Source organism: Acidiphilium iwatense (assembly GCF_021556475.1).
Classification (GTDB): Bacteria; Pseudomonadota; Alphaproteobacteria; order Acetobacterales; family Acetobacteraceae; genus Acidiphilium; species Acidiphilium iwatense.
The window spans coordinates 1-17,287 of record NZ_JAKGBZ010000037.1 but is presented as its reverse complement, the minus strand read 5'-3'; the positions used below and the strand labels follow the sequence as shown (position 1 = coordinate 17,287).

The following is a 17,287-nucleotide window of genomic DNA, read 5'->3' as shown; positions in this document are numbered from 1 at the left end:
AGACGGGGCGGGCCATACGTTGGGATTCAGACGGGATTTCCATAATCGAACGCTCAGCCGATTTCGGCCGACGTTCAGCGACGCATCGCCGACCCAGGATTTCGGTCGAGTGCGCGATAGATTGTGTTGCGGGACACGCCGAGACGCCGCGCGGCGGCACTGACATTCCCGCCCGCCACGCGCACCGCGTCCGTGATCTGTCGCGTCTGAAGGTCACGCAGCGCCGAATGCTCCATGACCGGCTCGCTCGAGGTCTGCACCAGCAGGGCCGCGACCGCGTCTTCGTCGATGTGGTCCGGCCCGGTAAGGGCGAGGCGCGACAACATGTTGCGCAACTCGCGGATATTGCCGGGCCAGCTGTGCCGGGCGAGGCAGGTGATCGCCGCATCGGACAGATGCAACGCCGGGTCCAGGGCAGCGAGCAGCGTGCGCGCCAGGGCGGCGAAATCTGTTCGCTCGCGCAGCGGCGGGAGCAGAATTTCGACGATCGCAAGCCGGTAATAGAGATCGGCGCGGAACCGTCCTTCGGCGACTGCCCCAGCGAGATTGGCATTGGTCGCGGCAAGCAGCAGTGCATCGACCACGCGCGGCGCACCGCCACCCAGCGGCCGCACCGAGAAATCGTCGAGAAACCGCAGGAGCGCGACTTGCACGCCGGGCGGCAGATCGGCGATCTCGTCGAGAAACAGCGTGCCGCCATCGGCCTCCGCAGCTAGACCTTGCGCGCCGCCCCGTCGGGCGCCGGTAAACGCACCCTCGGCGTGGCCGAATAATTCTGCGGCGAGCAGATCGGGCGGGATCGCGCCGCAGTTCATGGCGACGAACTTTCCGCTCCGGCCCGAGGCGTGATGGGCGTAACGCGCCGCGACCTCCTTACCTGTGCCGGTCTCGCCACGGATCAGCACTGGCATGCCGCGAAGTGCTGCGCGCCCGGCCATATCGAGCGCGGCACGGGTGGTTGGATCGTCCGCGACGGGCTCACCTGGGGCGCGTTGGTGCGGGGCCGGCCGCGTTGATGCCACGCCCCGCGCCCGCGTGCCACCGAGCCGCGTCCCATCCGACTTTGCACGGAACACCCGGCCGGTCCGGTCGGTCAGCATGATGATCAGTCCGCGGGACGCCGTGGCGCTCCCCGGTTCGAACAGAGCAGACAGCGGGGCACCCGTCGGTTCAGGCAGGCCAGCCAGCATGAACCGCGCCTGGTCGTTGGCGGCGATCACCCGATCTCCCTCATCGATCGCCAGCAGGGCGGCATAGGCGGTATCGAGAAATTCCGTACGGCCATGCAGCGTCAGTACCCGTTGCCCGGCATGAGTGATGCGGAACAGGTGGGCCTCGATCTGGGCAGCGGCGAGTGCGACCATCGCGCGCGCGTGCGGCGCATAGGCCGCGGCAGTGCAGGACGCATCGAGCACGCCCGCGAGCGTGTGATCGGGGCCGAAAATGGGCGCGGCAATACAGCTCAGCCGATTATGATCGGCAAAGAAATGTTCGGCACCACGCACTGCGATACGCTGACTATTTGTCATCGCAGTACCCAGCGCGTTGGTGCCCTGCTTGTCCTCGTGCCACAGCGTGCCGGGGATGATCCCGAACGCCTCGATGTCGGCCCGGCATGAGGGGACCATTAGCGTATCGAGTAGCACACCATCAGGCGCGGCGAAGGCGAGGACGAAGCTGTGGGCACCGAGTTGCCGGTGCAGCGCCTGCATCTCGGCGCGGGCAAGGTGGTACACTGTTTCATGTGCAGCGCGAGAACGATTGAGAGCTGTCGCCGAAAGCCGAGCGATTTTCGGAGGGTGGCGTGGATCGAGCCCGACCGCGATGCAGCGTCGCCAGCTTTCGGCGATAGCTGCGGGCACCAGGCCCGGCGGGATAGCGCGGTCTCGTTCCATCAAGGCACGCGCTTGGCTCAGGCGCGCAACGGTCTCGCGTTGGGGCAGCATGTTTCCTCCGACTGCGTGTGCGAGCAATCTTCTTACGTGCTTTGGCGCGGCGCCCCGATCTGTGCCGGGTGTGTCTGCTACGCACAATATTTGTGGATACACGCCATTGGCGCGCGACGGAACAAGTCTTTTTCATAGTTGTTGCGAAACGGAACAGCTTGCCGCTCGTCGCCCACGGATTCCAGTCTGCTGCGGCTTTGGCATGGCCGATGCATGGATAGGACTCAGACCAAGAAACAAGGAAACCGCGCCATGAAGGCAGCCGTGCTGCACGAATACGACGAGAGATTGGAGAAGCCGGTCTTCGTGACCTATGAGGATGTGGCGGACCCTGCGATCAAGGGCACCAATGATGTGATCGTGCGCATCGGTGGCGCCGGGGTGTGCCGGACCGATCTGCACATCATCGAGGGGATCTGGCGTTCCAAGGTCGAGGTGGCGCTGCCGCATATCATGGGCCACGAAAACGCTGGCTGGATCGAGGAGATCGGGTCCGGCGTGACGCATCTGAAGGTTGGCGACCCGGTGATCTGCCATCCGCTGATCACCTCGGGTCATTGCCTCGCGTGCCGGCGCGGCGAGGATATGCACGCCGAGGAGAGTGAATTTCCGGGCATCAATGCTAATGGCGGCTACGCGCAGTATCTGCGTACCGGCGCGCGCTCGATCATCAAGCTGCCGACAACTCTGGCCCCCAAGGATGTCGCCCCGCATACCGACGCAGGATTGACCGCCTATCGCGCGGCCAAGAAGGCATCACGGCACCTGCTGCCTGGCGAATATGCCGTGGTCATCGGGGCGGGCGGCCTCGGCCATATCGGCATCCAGGTGCTGCGCGCCTTGTGCGCCGCACAAATCATTATTGTCGACCGCGCCGATATGGCGCTGAAACTCGCGCAGGAATGCGGCGCCGATTTCGCGGTGAAGGCCGATGGGTCGGAGGTCGACGAGGTCTTACGGATCACCAAAGGTAAGGGCGCGGAGGCGGTGATCGATTTTGTCGGCGAGGGCGATGCGATCGCCAAGGGATTGGCGATGACGCGCAACGCTGGTTTCTATTACATCGTTGGTTATGGCGGAAAGATCGATATTCCTACGATCGATATGATCACTACGGAGAAAACCATCGTCGGCAATCTGGTCGGCACCTATGCCGAGTTGATTGAGCTGATGGCATTGGCGGACCAGGGAAAAGTCACGCTGGCGACCCGCGAATACAAGCTCGAAGATGCAAATACCGCACTACACGATCTCCACAACGGCCGCGTTCGTGGCCGTGCCGTGCTGATCCCGTAACATTGTGATCAACCACAACTGAGGAAGCGGAACAAAAATGTATAAGGCGAAAGACGGATCGGAAATCTTCATCATCGACGGGCATGTGCATCTGTGGGATGCGAGCCCGGAGAACATCAGGAACATCCACGGTAAACAGTTCATCGACTGTTTCTATGGCTATCACGCCTCGCTTTCGCCGGCCGAACAGCTATGGGCGCCAGAGAAATTCGCCAAATACGGCGCCGAGCAGATGGTGCGGGATTTATTCATCGACGGGCCGGATGATATGGCGATCTTCCAGCCGACCTATCTCAAGGATTTCTACAAGAACGGCTTCAACACGCTGGAGCAGAACGCCATTCTGAAGACGCGCTACCCCGACCGGTTCATTCTCAACGGCGCATTCGACCCGCGCGATGGCGAAGGCGGGCTCGATGCGCTGGATGCGATGGCCGAGGTTCACAAGATCAAAGGCGTGAAACTGTATACCGCCGAATGGAAAGGCGACAGCCGGGGCTATAAGCTTTCCGAGCCAGCAGCGTATAAATATCTGGAACGCTGCGAGAAGCTCGGGATCAAGAACATCCACGTCCACAAAGGGCCGACGATCATCCCGCTCGACCGCGACGCTTTCGATGTCGCCGACATCGACCATTGTGCAACGGATTTCCCGAATCTGAACTTCATCGTCGAGCATTGTGGCCTGCCGCGCCTCGATGATTTCTGCTGGATCGCGGTCCAGGAAGCGAACGTCTATGGTGGTCTCGCGGTTGTGTTGCCGTTCATCCACTCGCGGCCAGGATACTTCGCGAAGGTAATTTCCGAGCTGCTGTTCTGGTTGGGTGAGGACCGTATCCTGTTCGGCTCGGATTACGGTATCTGGACGCCGCAATGGCTGGTGGAAAAGTTCATGGCGTTCGAACTGCCGGACGAGGTGATGAAGGAGACCGGTAAGGAACTGACGCTCACCGCCAAGAAAAAAATCCTCGGTGAAAACGCGGCGCGCCTCTACGGGGTGGATATCGCGGCCCAGAAAACGAAGCTTAGCCGTATGGAGGCGAAGGTCGCGTGACCGATCGAGGACAGGTGCGCATCGATGCGGTGCGCGCCGCTCTCGATCAGGTGACCGATCCGGAACTCGACGAGAGCGTGGTCGAACTCGGCTTCGTCATCGCGATCGATATTACGGACGACGATGGCGTGAACGTGGATTTCCGTCTGCCGACCTATTGGTGTGCGGCGAATTTCTCCTATCTCATGGCGGCCGATATGCGCGATGCCGTCTTGTCGCTGCCCTGGGTAACACGTGCGAGTATCCGGCTCGACGAGCATATGTTCATCGCTGAAATCAACGATGGGATCGCACAAGGCAAGGATTTCGCCGAGGCGTTTCCCACCGAGGCAAGCGACGATCTGGCCAGCATCCGCCTTCACTTTGGCCTGAAATCCTTCGAACGGCGACAGGAAGCCTTGCTACGCCACATGTTGTCGCTTGGACATGATCCCGTTGCAATTCTTGACCTCGATGTGTCCGGGCTCGAACGCCTCGCTTTTGATGACGAGGGTATCGTCTTGCGTATGCGCTATCTCGTACGTCGTCCTCTAACGCACGGCTTGCCAAGCGCCTTTGTCACCCGCGCCGGCGAGCCGATCATGCCGGAGACGCTGCATGTCTATCTCCGCCACATCCGCCGAGTCGGGCTGAACGCGGAGTTCAACGGAGCGCTTTGCCGTGGGCTGCTTGCTGCCCGCTACGGCACCACATCCGCCGCCTTGCCGCCGGAACCGGGACTTGCGGATTTCATGCGGCAGGGCCAAGCGCCGCGGCCGCACGGCACCGACATACGGAGGCGATAACTGTGAGCCCCCGGAATGCCGTAGAGCATGCCTTAAAGCGTACCAGGGTTCAGCCGCCGTCTTTGCTCGATCTTCTAGGTGCGAGCTTCGTGTTCACTTCCCCGATCAATACCCTGGCCTGGGATGGTTCGGTCGCGTGCCTGGGGCTGGCCGATGGTGCGATTGTCATGCTGCACGCGCGATGGCCCGGCGCACCAACCCTGGCGCATCGGCCAGGCGGTGGAGTCGAAATCAGGGCCGGCGAGGCGCCACCGCCACCGCCCACCATCATCGCCGCCCATCGGGATGCGGTATTGTCGTTGGCCAGCCTGCCTTCGGGCGGGATCGTCTCCGGCGGTGCGGACGGACGATTTCTGCACATCGCCAATGGCGAGATCAAGACCATCGCCGACCATCCTCGCAAAACAATTACCCATGTCGGGGCCGGTCGCGGCGGCCGTTGCGCCATGGTGGCAGGCCGTCAAGTGGATATGTTCGGGCCGGACGCCCGCCGCATCGCGATGCCAACTTCAGTCAGAGCGCTGGCCTATGATCCCCCTGGCCTGAACCTCGCTATCGGCCATGGCGAGGGCGTCATGCTCGCCATAGCTGGTGTTCGCCGGGTCCGATCAATTGGTTCAGCCGAAGCGGCAGGGCGGTTTGCCTGGAGTCCCGATGGTACCATGCTCGCTCATCGGGCCACCGGGAATGCAATCGAGATATCGTGCATCGACACCGCCGCGTTGCCGCGCCGGATGGCGCAGCCATGCACACCGGCCGCGATCGGCTTCAGTGCCGAAGGCACACTGATCGCGGCGATCGACGGCACCATTTTATGCTGGCCCCAAGGCAATGGCGACAAGCCTATAGTCTGTGTTGCACAATCGGCCGGCGTCACGGCCTTGGCGTGCAATCCGCGCCGCCCGATCATCGCTTATGGCGATGCACTGGGCACGATTTTTCTGTGCCAACCGCAAATTCCTGGTCGCATGAAGGTTCGTGCGGAGGGCGCCGCGATCCGCCATCTCGCTTATGCGCCCGATGGTGAGTCCCTGGTCTTTGCCACCGACGATAACGAAGCCGGTGTTGTCGCTCTGCCAGATATTCTGTTTCGAACAGGAATACGCTCATGAAAGACGAACAGACGTCCAAGGACGCATTCTTTGTGCGCGTGGGCGCTATAGCCGATGAAATGATCGCGGCCCACGGCAAGGATTTTGCGATGGGCGTTCTTGTTCTGGCCGCGCGCTGGATCGCCGAAGGCAAGAGCTTCACCGAGCCGCCCGACGATGGTGCGATGTCGTGATATGGCAAGACCATTTCTTGCTGGTCGAGATCGCATCTGTCGCATCCTGCGACATGCGCGATGCACGATCGGCGCATTCTGCGATAGTGCAATCGTTGATCGCGACGCGGAGTATCGCAAATCTCCTGCCATTCAGCGTGATTAATTCAATGGCACGATTTATGCTTAAAATTCTCTGCGCCAATGGCAATTGCCGTGACTTCGCGTTTCGCATTGCCGACACGGCGACAGTTTTGCAATGATATCGGGAGAATCCAAGATGCCTGACAGTTTAACGCTCAACAAGATTACCGCCCAGCGCGGTATGAGTATCAACGAGGCCACGCGTCGCGTCGCCGATCTCGGCTGGACGCCGAGTTACGTGCAGGAAGCGATGACCTTTCCCACCGACTATAAGATCAAGAAAACTCCGCGCGACCCGATGAAGCAGGTTTTACGGTCGTATTTCCCGATGCAGGAGGAAAAGGACAATCGCGTCTATGGCGCGCTCGACGCGGCGTTGCGCGGCGACATGTTCCGCAATGTCGAACCGCGCTGGGTCGAGTGGATGAAGCTGTTCTTGGCGATCATTCCGTTCCCAGAAATTTCCGCCGCGCGGTCGATGGCGATGGTGGGACGCCTGGCGCCGGGAGAAGAACTGCGTACCGGCTTTGCGATGCAGATGGTCGACGAATTCCGTCATTCCACGATTCAGATGAACCTGAAGAAGTGGTATATGGAGAACTACATCGATCCGGCAGGGTTCGACATCACCGAAGCCGCGTTCGGCAAATGCTATGCCTCGACCATCGGCCGGCAATTCGCGGAAGGCTTTGTGACCGGTGACGCGATCACCTCGGCGAATATCTATCTTACCGTGGTAGCGGAAACCGCGTTCACGAACACTTTGTTTGTCGCGATGCCGTCAGAGGCGGCACGCAATGGTGACTATGCGCTGCCGACGGTGTTCCTGTCGGTTCAGTCCGACGAAAGCCGGCATATCGGCAACGGCCATTCATTGCTGATGTCCTTGATCAACGACCCGGATAATCATCTGCTGCTCGAACGTGATCTGAAATATGCGTTCTGGCAGAACCACGCGATCGTCGATGCCGCGATCGGCACTTTCGTCGAATACGGTACGACCAATCGTGACAGGAACAAGGAAAGCTATGCCGAGCTGTGGCATCGCTGGATCTACGAGGACTATTACCGGACCTACATGTTGCCGCTCGAAAAATACGGCATCAAGATCCATCACGACGATGTCGCGGCGGCGTGGGACCGAATCGTCAAGAACCACTACGTCCACTACACTGCCCAATTCTTCTCGGTCGGTTGGCCGGTGAATTTCTGGCGCATCGAAGCGCAGACCGACCGCGATTTTGAGTGGTTCGAGCACAAATATCCCGGCTGGTATACCAAGTTCGGTGAATATTGGAAATGGTATGCCAAACTGAGCCACAAGGGCGAGACCAACATCCTGTTCAATACCGATACGGGATATGTCTATCCGCACCGTTGCTGGAGCTGCATGGTGCCGTGCCTGATTCGTGAAGACTTCTGCTACGATGAGGTTGACGGCAAGACTTACACCTATTGTTCGGAAACTTGCCGCTGGACCCACAAGGTTGCGTTCGCCGCCGAATATGAAGGGCGGCCGACGCCGGCGATGGGTCGCTTCAGCGGCCGGCGCGAGTGGGAGTCGTGCTACGATGGTTGGGATCTTGCCGATGCGATCACCGATCTCGGCTTCGTGCGCAACGACGGCAAAACCCTCGTCCCGCAACCGCATCTGCATTTTGACGACAGCAAGATGTGGACGCTCGATGATGTGCGTGGTCACACGCTGGGCAGCCCGCTCATGAATTTCCGCAAGCTTTCCGTGGAGGAGAAGGAAAAAGCCGCTGCGGAATACCGCAAGGGCTTCGTGATCAATGCCCTGAACTGATTTTCAGCTCCGCTCCTCCGGACGTCGCTCACACGGCGTCCGGATTTTTCTCTGGCTTCGCCTGAATAACACCAACGGGAAACGTAATGTCGGATATCGCGACGCACAAGGTCCGGTTCGAGCCGGTCGGCATCGAAATGGAGGTCGAGGAAGGCGAGACCGTGCTCGACGCGGCGTTCCGCCAGGGCATTTCGGTGATGCATGGCTGCAAGGAAGGCCAGTGCAGCAGTTGCAAATCTCTTTTGGTCAATGGCGATATCGAACTGCTGAAATATTCGACCTTTGCCTTGCCGGATTACGAGCGCGATTCCGGGCACATCCTTCTGTGCAAGACCCACGCCTACAGTGACCTTGAGATCGAGCTGCTGAATTACGACGAGGACTTGATGCGCCGGTCAATTCCGGTGAAATCCTATGAGGCGAGGCTGACGCGGATCGAGAAGCTCACTCACGACATTCGGCTGCTGGAAATCGAGCTCGGCCAGCCGTTGCGGTTCTGGGCGGGGCAATATGTCGATATTACGCTCCCGGACGGGGTGGTTACGCGGTCGTTTTCAATGGCCAATCCGCCGAGCGAACCAAACAAACTCTCGTTCATCATCAAAAAATATCCGCTGGGTGCCTTTTCAGCAGCTCTTGATGACGCACTGAAGCCGGGCGACAAACTCACCGCCAAAGGACCCTACGGAACCTGTTTTCGGCGCGAGGAGCGGCCTGGCCCGATGCTGCTGATCGGCGGCGGGTCTGGTATGTCGCCGTTGAAGTCGATCTTGCAGGATCACGTGGAAAGCGGCGAGCGCCGCCCCGTGCGGTTTTTCTATGGCGCGCGCACTCAAGCTGATCTGTTCCTGCTCGATGATTTTGCAAAGCTGGAAGCGGCGTTGCCGGATTTCAAATTCATCCCGGCTTTGTCGAACGCCGAAGACGGCGATGGTTGGACCGGCGCAACCGGGTTCATCCACGAGGTTCTGGCCCAGCACCTGCGCAGCGAAGGTTTCGAAGGCGAAATAGACGCCTATTCCTGCGGCCCACCGCCGATGATCGATGCGGTGTTGCCGGTGCTGCAGATGGCCGGGGTCGAACCCGAGCACATCTACTTCGACAAGTTCACCACCGCGGTACGGTAATCGCCGCGCGGAACCGAGCCGCCCAACCCACTGAACCATAAATCGGGAGAGATAAGATGAGCGTGACGGAAACACAGACTATTCAGAAGTCAGGCGCCGCCGGGTCCGCGAAATTCGCCGGGTCCGACAGCCGCAAGTATAACTATTTCGAACCCAAAGGCCGCAAGGCGAGCCACTACGAGGACATGACGGTCGATGTCCAGCCCGATCCGGAGCGGTATCTGCTGCAGGATTGGATCATCAATTTTGCCGACGGCACGCCGACCTACGACAAAACCTGGACCGCGCTGAAATCGTCCAACTGGCATCAGTTCCGCGCGATTGACCAGGAGTGGGAACGCACCCATTACCAGCGCCAGTCAACCATTGTCGGCATGATCAGCAACGTGATCGAGAATGGCCGCCGGTCCGGCGCGCCGGGCCGGTTCGATCGGGCATGGGTGAAGGTTCTGACTGATCATCTTGGCGCCTACAAACATGCCGAATTCGGCCTGGGCACCGCGACCATGCAGGCGCAGCGCTATGGCTATACCCAGATGATCAACAATGCGATCCTGACCAATTCCTCCTATAAGCTGCGGTTTTCCCAGGATCTGACACTCTACCTCGGGGAATTGGCACTCGATATCGAAGGGTTCGACCAGGAGGCCGGCAAACAGCATTGGCTGGAAGATCCGGTCTGGCAGGGCACGCGCCAGGCGATCGAGACGGTCATGGGGACGAGCGATTTCCTCGAACAATATTTCGTCACCAACATCGTGTTCGAGCCGTTGGTGGGTGAGTTGTTCCGCAGCGGCTTCATCATGCAGATGGCCGCGGCCCAGAACGATTTCATGACGCCGGCGGTGGTTTCCGCGGCCGAGGGTGATTATGAACGCAACCTCGCCAATGCGGTCGAACTGTTCCACCTGCTGGTGCTTGACGAAACTCATGGCGAGCACAACCGGAAACTGCTGATCTCCTGGATGAACAAGCATGGCGCGCTTGCTCTGTTGGCGGCGCATCAGTTGCAGCCGATCTGGTCGCAACCACGGGTGAAAGCGGCGCAGTTCACCGATGTCCTCGACCTCGCGAAGAACCGCGCTCGCGCGATCGCCGCCGAAATCGGCTTCGACGTGCGCGCCACGCTGGACCAGTGACCGCAAAACCGCCGGATCCCGATCAAGGCAACAAAAGGAAACACCCATGACACAGGCTCATCCCGCTACCATTTTCAAGTCGATGAAGGATGTCCGCTTCGAGGACACGATTTCTCACCAGTGCGGTGTTACGATGAACGACAGCGTCGAGGCGCGCGCGATCGCCGACGTGATGGCCACGAAGGAAGGCATCACGGTTACCTATCAGCCGGCGCTGATCCGCATCGACGGCGAGGGCAAGATCACCTTCAAGATGGATGAAATTTCGGAATCCCTCGGACGGACGATGACGCCGCATCTGTTCGAGATTTCGACATCGACCCATTACGGGCGGATGGTGATGGTCGATGACAATACAGTGGTGCTGTTCGGCGATATGGACGAGGCGATGGAATATATAAAATACGCCGACCGGTGATCCAGTGAGACCGCGCTCTGCCCGGAGGGCGGTGCGCGGCTCCGCTATCACGAAATCTTTGAACCAGAAACCTTGACGAACGAGAATCGGGAAACAGCATGCCCAAGATGATGCTTCATGACGAAGCTGCGCGCGCGGCCCTTGGCCGGGGCGTGGCGCAGCTTGCCCGCGCGGTGCGCGGCACGCTGGGGCCACGTGGCATGAACGCGATCATCGATCGGCCGATCGGCACGCCAATGGTCTCGCGCGATGGGGTATCGATCGCAGCCGAGATCGAACTGGCCTGTCGGTTCGAGAATATGGGTGCGCAAATTTTGCGCGAGGTGTCGATGCAGACCAACCTGACCGCCGGCGATGGCACCACGACCGCGACGGTGCTGGCCGATGCGCTGGTGCAGAAGGGGCTGGCGCGGATGGCGGCCGGGGACAGCCCGGTCGAACTCGTGGCTGGCATGGAGGCGGCGGCCGAGGCGGTAATCACCTTATTGCGGGCCCGTGCGCGGCCGCTACGCGACGCCGCCGAAATTCGTGCAGTCGCGAGCATCGCCGCCAACGATGCCGCGACCGGGGCGCTGGTCGCCGAGGCGATCGAGCGGGCCGGGCCGCAGGGCATGGTGACGGTGGAGAACAGCGCCACGGTGGAGACGCTGCTCGACGTGACCGACGGCATGAGTTTCGATCGGGGTTATATTTCCCATCACATGGTAACCGATGTGGAGCGGATGCAGGTGGTGCTGGACGATCCGCTGATCCTGATGACCGATCTGAAGATCACGACGGCGGCGGAGATTGGCCAGATCAGAGCACTGGTGGGGGCGAGCAATCAGCCATTGCTGGTGATCGCCGAGGAGGTCGCTCCGGCGGCTGTGGCCGCGTTGCTCGCCGGGCGTGAGGGCGGTCTGCCAGTGGCGGCAATCCATCCTCCAGAATACGGGCATTGGCGCAAGGCGATGCTGGAAGACATCGCGATCATCACCGGCGGGCGGGTGATCGCGCGCGATCTTGGTGGGCGGATCGAGGCGGCGGCGCGTGCCGATCTGGGTAGCGCGCGGCAGGTGCGGATCGGCGCCAACATGACGTTGATTTCCGGTGGTGACGGCGATGTCGCGGCGATCGCGGCGCGGCGCGAACAGGTGCGGCGCCAACTCGATCTTGCGCCCAACGATATCGACCGCGACAAGCTCGAACAAAGACTGGCGAAATTGTCGGGCGGCACCGCGACGATACTGGCTGGCGGGGCGACGCCAGTGGCGCAGAAGCGCCACGCTCAATTGATCGAGGATGCACTGGCCGCGGCACGTGCCGCGATCGCCGAAGGCGTGGTGCCGGGCGGTGGCACCGCGCTGGCGCAGATTGCGCCGGAGCTCGAAGAAAGCGCGGATCGGCTGCTCAATGGCGCACGGGTTGGGGCACTTCTGCTGCGCGACGCGCTGATCGCGCCGCTTGCCGCGATCGCGACCAATAGCGGGTTTGACGCCGAGGCGATGGTGGCGCAGGTTTCCGCGGCTCCGTCGGGCACCGGGCTGGATGCGCGGTCGGGTGCGATGGTGGTGATGGATGAAGCCGGGATCATCGATCCGGTCAAGGTGAGCGTGAGCGCCTTGCGCAATGCGGTGTCGGTCGCGTCGTTGATTTTGACCACCCATACGCTGATCGCCGACCGGCCGGATTATGTCGATCCCACAGCCGGCCCGGCTCTCGGCGGTGGTGCTGAAAAACTTGGCCGAAGCTGATTCCGGTGGAAAGTGCGCTGCATCACATCTATATGATCGGCACGGCCATGGCCTGCTGACGCGATCGCCATGCTGCGGGAGGGATCATGGTAAAGCGATCCTATTCGAAACCACTCGAATCGACGAACGTGAAATTCCTGGTTGAACCCTATCGGGGGTGGCGCCAACAAGCACCAGCGTCAGCCGATCGGGATACCATGCGGGCGTGGGAACGGTTTCTGGTCGGCGAGCCGGAAGCCACAATGCCGCTCGGCAACTTTGTCGTCTCGTCCTGGCAACGCAGCCTTGCGCAGGGCGTCAATCCCGCGTCCCGCCATGCGCCGCTCGCAGCGATTGGCGATAATTTGCGCCATTTGCGCCATCGGAACACCGAACTGCTTGCAGCGGCGGCCGATATTTTTCTCCGCCTCAACGAGATGATCGCCGACTCCCGCTGCATGATGCTGCTCACCGACCCTGACGGGGTCGTGCTGGAAACGGTTGGTGACAACACTACCATCGCCGAGGGCGAACGCATCCATCTGGTGGGTGGCGGCCACTGGCGCGAGGATGTCATCGGCACCAACGGGATCGGCACCGCGCTCGCGACCGGGCGTCCCGCGCAGGTTCACGCCACCGAGCATTTCTGCGAAGGGATCAAAAGCTGGACCTGCGCTGCGGCACCCATTCATGAACCGGGCACCGGTGCGATCCTGGGCGTCGTCGATATTTCCGGCCCGCCATCGACTTATCAACGCAGCAACCTCTCGCTTGCGGTGGCGGCTGCGCGCCAGATCGAAACAGCATTGGCGCAACGCGCAAGCCTCGAACGGGTGCGCCTGTTAGAGACATGCCTGCAGCGGATGCCCGCGACCGGCGGCATTCTCGTTATCGATCGCGCCGGCCGCATCGTTTACATGAACGGGCATATGGATACGCCCGCGGCTCTGGGCCAGCGCATGCCCGGCTTTGACCCGCATCGACCGATGGAAGCGTGGCTCGATCACATCCCCGAATCGCTCCGGGTCGATGGCTTTGATCCTGTGATGCTCGATGGAAGACCGATCGGCGCAATGCTCGTTACCCCGGACCGAGCGCGTCTGCCCGCGCGCGGCGTACCGTCGGGATCGGAGGCCGATGTCGCCCGCAGCGCGTTTTCTCACATCGTCGGCGTCAGCCAACCGGTACTTGAGACGGTCAAACGCGCCAGGCAATTGGCCAAACACCGGGTCCCGGTACTGATCCACGGGGAAACCGGCGTCGGCAAGGAACTGTTTGCACGGGCAATGCATGGCGAGTTCGATTTCAATGCCCCATTCGTCGTGTTCAACTGTGGCGCGGTTTCTAAAGAATTGGTCGGCGCCGAATTGTTCGGCCATGTCAAAGGTGCGTTTACCGGAGCGACGGCTGATGGGCGGCCAGGACGCTTCGAACTCGCCGATGGCGGCACGCTCTGTCTTGATGAAATCGGCGAATTGCCGCTCGATCTGCAGCCGATCCTGTTGCGGGCTTTGGAAGAAGGCGTGATCTATCGGCTGGGCGATACCACGCCGCGGCGTGTTTCGGTCCAGCTCGTGGCGATGACCAACCGGGATTTGCGTGACGAGGTCGCGGCGGGTCGCTTCCGTCGCGACTTGTTTTATCGTATCAACGTGACCAGCATCATCGTGCCCCCGCTGCGCAGCCGACCGGGAGATATCGACTTGTTGGTCGCGCATTTCAACCGCACCGTGGCGGAGCGGCACGGTGTCGCGATGCGGCTGTTCGGGTCGGACATTATGGCGCGGCTGCGCGCCTATCACTGGCCGGGAAATGTGCGCGAGTTGCGTAATCTGGTCGAGGGATTATTGCTCGCGAGCGGTAGTCCAGACGTCAGTGTCGAGGAAATTTCGCTGATTTTGGCGACTGACTTTACCAACGTTACCACCGGGTCTGTCCGGCTCGCGGACGTCAAACAGAGTGCGATAGCGCGCGCGATCGAGGAGGCCCAGGGTAATCTGTCCCAGGCGGCGCGACAATTGGGTATTTCACGCAGCACGCTCCATCGCAGAATGAAGAGTCGGTGATTATGCGCGTTACAAACACGCCCACCGAGATAGGCGAAAAACAGTAAGCCAATGCCGCTTGTTCATGTAATTTATATAATACCAGCGGCCTCAATCTGTGACACATGCCGATGCGAATTTGTCATTGCGAGCCGGCCGACGCCGGCTCGCAATGACGGGTGATGGGTCATTGTCCAGGGCGGTTGGTATAAGATGCATACCGCATGTCACCCAAACCGTTCATTCGGCTGCAACAGGCATTGCCGATGGTCGACGCCATGGATTGGCGGCCGCAAAAAATGGCTCAAGTTGTTCGGCAGGAACTGGTTTCGTCACCAAACTAACGAGAACAAATACAATAATGTTTGCCACAAGAGCGACAAATCCCGAATTCATGTGCCATATCTGGCCATGTCCGGTGAGAAGAAAGGCGAGCGAAAGCCCCCAGCCCGCCGCGAGTCCAGCGGCGGTTCCCGCCAAGGTGGCGCGCCGCCAGAACAGGCCGCCGATCACGATGCCCGGCAGCAACTGGGCGATGAAATCATAGGCGACGAGCAGGATGACGACGATCAGAGCATGGGCGACAATCGCAAGGATCAACGCTGCCAGAGTGACCGCAAACACGAGCCAACGCGAAAGACCAAATATGGTTTGCGGCGATATGCCGGGCCTGAGCTTGGCAAAGACATTGTGAGCGAGCAGAGTGCAGGACATCATGATGATCGGTCCTGCCGGCACGATGGCGGAGAGCACCGCCGCCAGCGCGAATACCGCCAGAAACCACACCGGAAAAATCTGTTTCGCAATCAGCATCACCACGTCGTTGCCCGCGACTTTATGGCCCGCGAAGATCAATACGGCCGCGAAGCCGACGGTAATGACCGCGATCTTGACCAATTGGTAGAGCGGCATGAAGACCGCTTGCAGCTTCAAGGTTCGTCCGCCGCGGGCGGTATAGGCGACATTGAACCATTGCGGCCACATCCACTGGCCGAACCCGGTTAGCAGGATCGTAGTGGCGAACCACCCAAGGCCAAGCTTGCCGCTCGGCCCCGGCATCGTGATGTGCTTTGGAATTTCTGTCGCCATGCGGTGGAACATCGAGCCGAATCCACCGAAAAACCGGAATGGAACCATGAAGAACAAAGCGCCGATCGCGATGAACATCAGGATGTCCTTGACCATCGATTGCCATGCGTTGCCGCGAATTCCGCCGAAAAACACAGCGAGCGTCAGCACGGCAAAGCCGATGGTGTCCGCGCTCAGTAGGTTCAGGCGGTGGTTGGTCAGGACGGCAAGGATCGCACCCAGGCCGACGATGTTGAGATCGATATAGGCAATCAAAATGATCGCGGTGGAAAAAGCGACGATGATCCCGAGGCCTTTGCTTTGATAGCGGTCGGCAATGAAGTCGGACTGGGTGACATGACCAAATCGGCGGCCGATCATCCCGATCGCGGGCAAGATGAAGAACCCCAGCGCATATCCGACATCGTTTGTCCCGACATTGTAGAATATACCAGCGCCCTTGGCATAGGCGAAACCCGCGAGGCCGAGAAAAGTGAATGCCGTATAGATCTCCGTGCCAAGCAAAAACCAGGTCAACAGCGGCCCCATCGAGCGATCGTCGACCATCCATCCGGTCAGCGTTGCGGATGTCCGGCGGCCGGAGCGGATGCCGAGCCATGTGATAAGCAAAAGGCTGAGCGCGACAAAGCCGAGAACCTCATAGAGCGACGCCATGAGGTCAGACCTCCCCGTCGCCGATAACACCCTCTTTGCGGCCCTCGTCCCGGTCGATCAGATAAACCGCGCCGAGAATGACCGGGTTGAGCAGCGGGACGAGCACGAACCAGAAATAAAGTGGCGGCATCCCCAGGATCGGCGGCGTGGCGTGATTGAAGCCGATCGCCGGCCCAACCGTATAAAGCAGGACGATGAGGACGAGACCGACGAGCCAGGCGAACATGGATAGGCGCATGGCATCCTCCTTTGGAAAACTGATTTTTTATATCTTATATCAGACAAAAATGATGTCAAGCATTCAAATCCTCGTGCTACACTCTCGATCTCTGATCTCTATGACGCGGGCACGTCGACGTCGGCGGGCCCGCTTTGCATAACAATTACAAAACGTCACTCCAAATATCACTGTTTATGGACTAGACTCCCGATCTTATCGGCCAACTCAGTGCCGCGCGTTTCATGAGAAATTAGATATCCGACAATGAGCGAAAGCCAAATTACGGCAGAAACCTGAATTGCATGGGCAACTCCCAGAGCGCCGGCCAACACTTGAGTCATAACAGGTGCCGCAATAGACACAATTCTCGCTAATCCTGCACTCCAGCCAAAGCCGCTTGCGCGGATTTCGGTCGGGAAAATTTCGGTAACATAGACGATTCCAACTGCCCACTCATAAGCGATATTGTTTACCCATGAACTTCAGCCAATTTTAGGAGGCGATACGGCATTGGAGGAGTCTGGGCGGCGGCCCAGCCGAGGCGCGGGATCATGCTGGCGAGGTCATATCGGCGATTGAACCGATAC

Annotated in this window: 16 protein-coding genes and 1 pseudogene; 12 read left to right on the top strand and 5 right to left on the bottom strand. The window is 60.2% G+C overall.

Going from position 1 to position 17,287, the window contains the following annotated elements; all coding sequences use genetic code 11:
- Positions 1 to 74: 74 nt before the first annotated feature.
- A complete protein-coding gene (locus tag L2A60_RS15380; protein WP_235705338.1) occupies positions 75 to 1,946 on the bottom strand; it encodes a sigma-54-dependent Fis family transcriptional regulator in 1,872 nt (623 codons plus the stop codon).
- Positions 1,947 to 2,198: 252 nt separating this feature from the next.
- Between L2A60_RS15380 and L2A60_RS15375 the strand changes: the two genes are divergently transcribed.
- From L2A60_RS15375 to L2A60_RS15320, 12 genes are all read left to right on the top strand, one after another.
- On the top strand, positions 2,199 to 3,242 hold the full coding sequence (locus L2A60_RS15375; protein WP_235705337.1) for an NAD(P)-dependent alcohol dehydrogenase: 1,044 nt from the start codon (positions 2,199 to 2,201) through the stop codon (positions 3,240 to 3,242).
- Positions 3,243 to 3,279: 37 nt separating this feature from the next.
- Positions 3,280 to 4,296 carry an amidohydrolase family protein gene (locus tag L2A60_RS15370; RefSeq protein WP_235705336.1) on the top strand — a complete coding sequence of 339 codons (1,017 nt, stop codon included), beginning with the start codon at positions 3,280 to 3,282 and terminating at the stop codon, positions 4,294 to 4,296.
- Positions 4,293 to 5,081 (top strand): metal-sulfur cluster assembly factor, encoded by a 789-nt coding sequence (locus L2A60_RS15365; protein WP_235705335.1) that lies wholly within the window; start codon positions 4,293 to 4,295, stop codon positions 5,079 to 5,081. Before L2A60_RS15370 ends, L2A60_RS15365 begins: the two co-directional genes overlap by 4 nt.
- A gap of 89 nt (positions 5,082 to 5,170) precedes the next feature.
- Positions 5,171 to 6,193 (top strand): WD40 repeat domain-containing protein, encoded by a 1,023-nt coding sequence (locus L2A60_RS15360; protein WP_235705334.1) that lies wholly within the window; start codon positions 5,171 to 5,173, stop codon positions 6,191 to 6,193.
- A complete protein-coding gene (locus L2A60_RS15355; RefSeq protein WP_235705333.1) occupies positions 6,190 to 6,366 on the top strand; it encodes a hypothetical protein in 177 nt (58 codons plus the stop codon). The genes L2A60_RS15360 and L2A60_RS15355 overlap by 4 nt, the downstream gene beginning before the upstream one ends.
- A gap of 17 nt (positions 6,367 to 6,383) precedes the next feature.
- Entirely contained in the window at positions 6,384 to 6,608 is a 225-nt protein-coding gene (locus tag L2A60_RS15350) for a hypothetical protein (RefSeq protein WP_235705332.1), read from the top strand.
- 17 nt (positions 6,609 to 6,625) lie between these two features.
- Complete coding sequence (locus L2A60_RS15345) at positions 6,626 to 8,296, top strand: aromatic/alkene/methane monooxygenase hydroxylase/oxygenase subunit alpha (protein WP_235705331.1); 1,671 nt, start codon at positions 6,626 to 6,628, stop codon at positions 8,294 to 8,296.
- A gap of 86 nt (positions 8,297 to 8,382) precedes the next feature.
- Positions 8,383 to 9,423, top strand: coding sequence for an NADH:ubiquinone reductase (Na(+)-transporting) subunit F (locus L2A60_RS15340; RefSeq protein WP_235705330.1), 1,041 nt, complete (start codon positions 8,383 to 8,385; stop codon positions 9,421 to 9,423).
- Between the two features lie 56 nt (positions 9,424 to 9,479).
- Positions 9,480 to 10,562: an aromatic/alkene monooxygenase hydroxylase subunit beta gene (locus L2A60_RS15335; RefSeq protein WP_235705329.1), complete on the top strand. Its 1,083-nt coding sequence runs from the start codon at positions 9,480 to 9,482 to the stop codon at positions 10,560 to 10,562.
- Positions 10,563 to 10,608: 46 nt separating this feature from the next.
- Entirely contained in the window at positions 10,609 to 10,980 is a 372-nt protein-coding gene (locus L2A60_RS15330) for an MmoB/DmpM family protein (protein WP_235705328.1), read from the top strand.
- Between the two features lie 98 nt (positions 10,981 to 11,078).
- Positions 11,079 to 12,713 carry a chaperonin GroEL gene (gene groEL / locus L2A60_RS15325; RefSeq protein WP_235705327.1) on the top strand — a complete coding sequence of 545 codons (1,635 nt, stop codon included), beginning with the start codon at positions 11,079 to 11,081 and terminating at the stop codon, positions 12,711 to 12,713.
- Positions 12,714 to 12,910: 197 nt separating this feature from the next.
- Positions 12,911 to 14,758, top strand: coding sequence for a sigma-54-dependent Fis family transcriptional regulator (locus L2A60_RS15320; protein ID WP_235705326.1), 1,848 nt, complete (start codon positions 12,911 to 12,913; stop codon positions 14,756 to 14,758).
- A 219-nt stretch (positions 14,759 to 14,977) separates the two neighbouring features.
- On the opposite strand, the gene L2A60_RS15315 is transcribed toward L2A60_RS15320, so the two are convergent.
- The 4 genes and pseudogenes from L2A60_RS15315 to L2A60_RS15305 all read right to left on the bottom strand — a co-directional run.
- A complete protein-coding gene (locus L2A60_RS15315; protein WP_235705325.1) occupies positions 14,978 to 16,480 on the bottom strand; it encodes a sodium:solute symporter family protein in 1,503 nt (500 codons plus the stop codon).
- Between the two features lie 4 nt (positions 16,481 to 16,484).
- Positions 16,485 to 16,718: a hypothetical protein gene (locus L2A60_RS15310; RefSeq protein WP_235705324.1), complete on the bottom strand. Its 234-nt coding sequence runs from the start codon at positions 16,716 to 16,718 to the stop codon at positions 16,485 to 16,487.
- A gap of 167 nt (positions 16,719 to 16,885) precedes the next feature.
- A complete protein-coding gene (locus tag L2A60_RS20935) occupies positions 16,886 to 17,164 on the bottom strand; it encodes an MFS transporter (protein ID WP_407932564.1) in 279 nt (92 codons plus the stop codon).
- A 5-nt stretch (positions 17,165 to 17,169) separates the two neighbouring features.
- Positions 17,170 to 17,287 (bottom strand): annotated as a pseudogene (locus L2A60_RS15305) (IS1595 family transposase); the annotation flags it as partial.

Coding starts and splice junctions, on each gene's coding strand:
- L2A60_RS15375 (WP_235705337.1), top strand. CDS start 2,199: ATGAAGGCAGCCGTGCTGCACGAATACGACGAGAGATTGGAGAAGCCG.
- groEL (WP_235705327.1), top strand. CDS start 11,079: ATGCCCAAGATGATGCTTCATGACGAAGCTGCGCGCGCGGCCCTTGGC.
- L2A60_RS15355 (WP_235705333.1), top strand. CDS start 6,190: ATGAAAGACGAACAGACGTCCAAGGACGCATTCTTTGTGCGCGTGGGC.
- L2A60_RS15370 (WP_235705336.1), top strand. CDS start 3,280: ATGTATAAGGCGAAAGACGGATCGGAAATCTTCATCATCGACGGGCAT.
- L2A60_RS15320 (WP_235705326.1), top strand. CDS start 12,911: ATGCGGGCGTGGGAACGGTTTCTGGTCGGCGAGCCGGAAGCCACAATG.
- L2A60_RS15380 (WP_235705338.1), bottom strand. CDS start 1,946: ATGCTGCCCCAACGCGAGACCGTTGCGCGCCTGAGCCAAGCGCGTGCC.
- L2A60_RS15340 (WP_235705330.1), top strand. CDS start 8,383: ATGTCGGATATCGCGACGCACAAGGTCCGGTTCGAGCCGGTCGGCATC.
- L2A60_RS15335 (WP_235705329.1), top strand. CDS start 9,480: ATGAGCGTGACGGAAACACAGACTATTCAGAAGTCAGGCGCCGCCGGG.
- L2A60_RS15315 (WP_235705325.1), bottom strand. CDS start 16,480: ATGGCGTCGCTCTATGAGGTTCTCGGCTTTGTCGCGCTCAGCCTTTTG.
- L2A60_RS15310 (WP_235705324.1), bottom strand. CDS start 16,718: ATGCGCCTATCCATGTTCGCCTGGCTCGTCGGTCTCGTCCTCATCGTC.
- L2A60_RS15345 (WP_235705331.1), top strand. CDS start 6,626: ATGCCTGACAGTTTAACGCTCAACAAGATTACCGCCCAGCGCGGTATG.
- L2A60_RS15330 (WP_235705328.1), top strand. CDS start 10,609: ATGACACAGGCTCATCCCGCTACCATTTTCAAGTCGATGAAGGATGTC.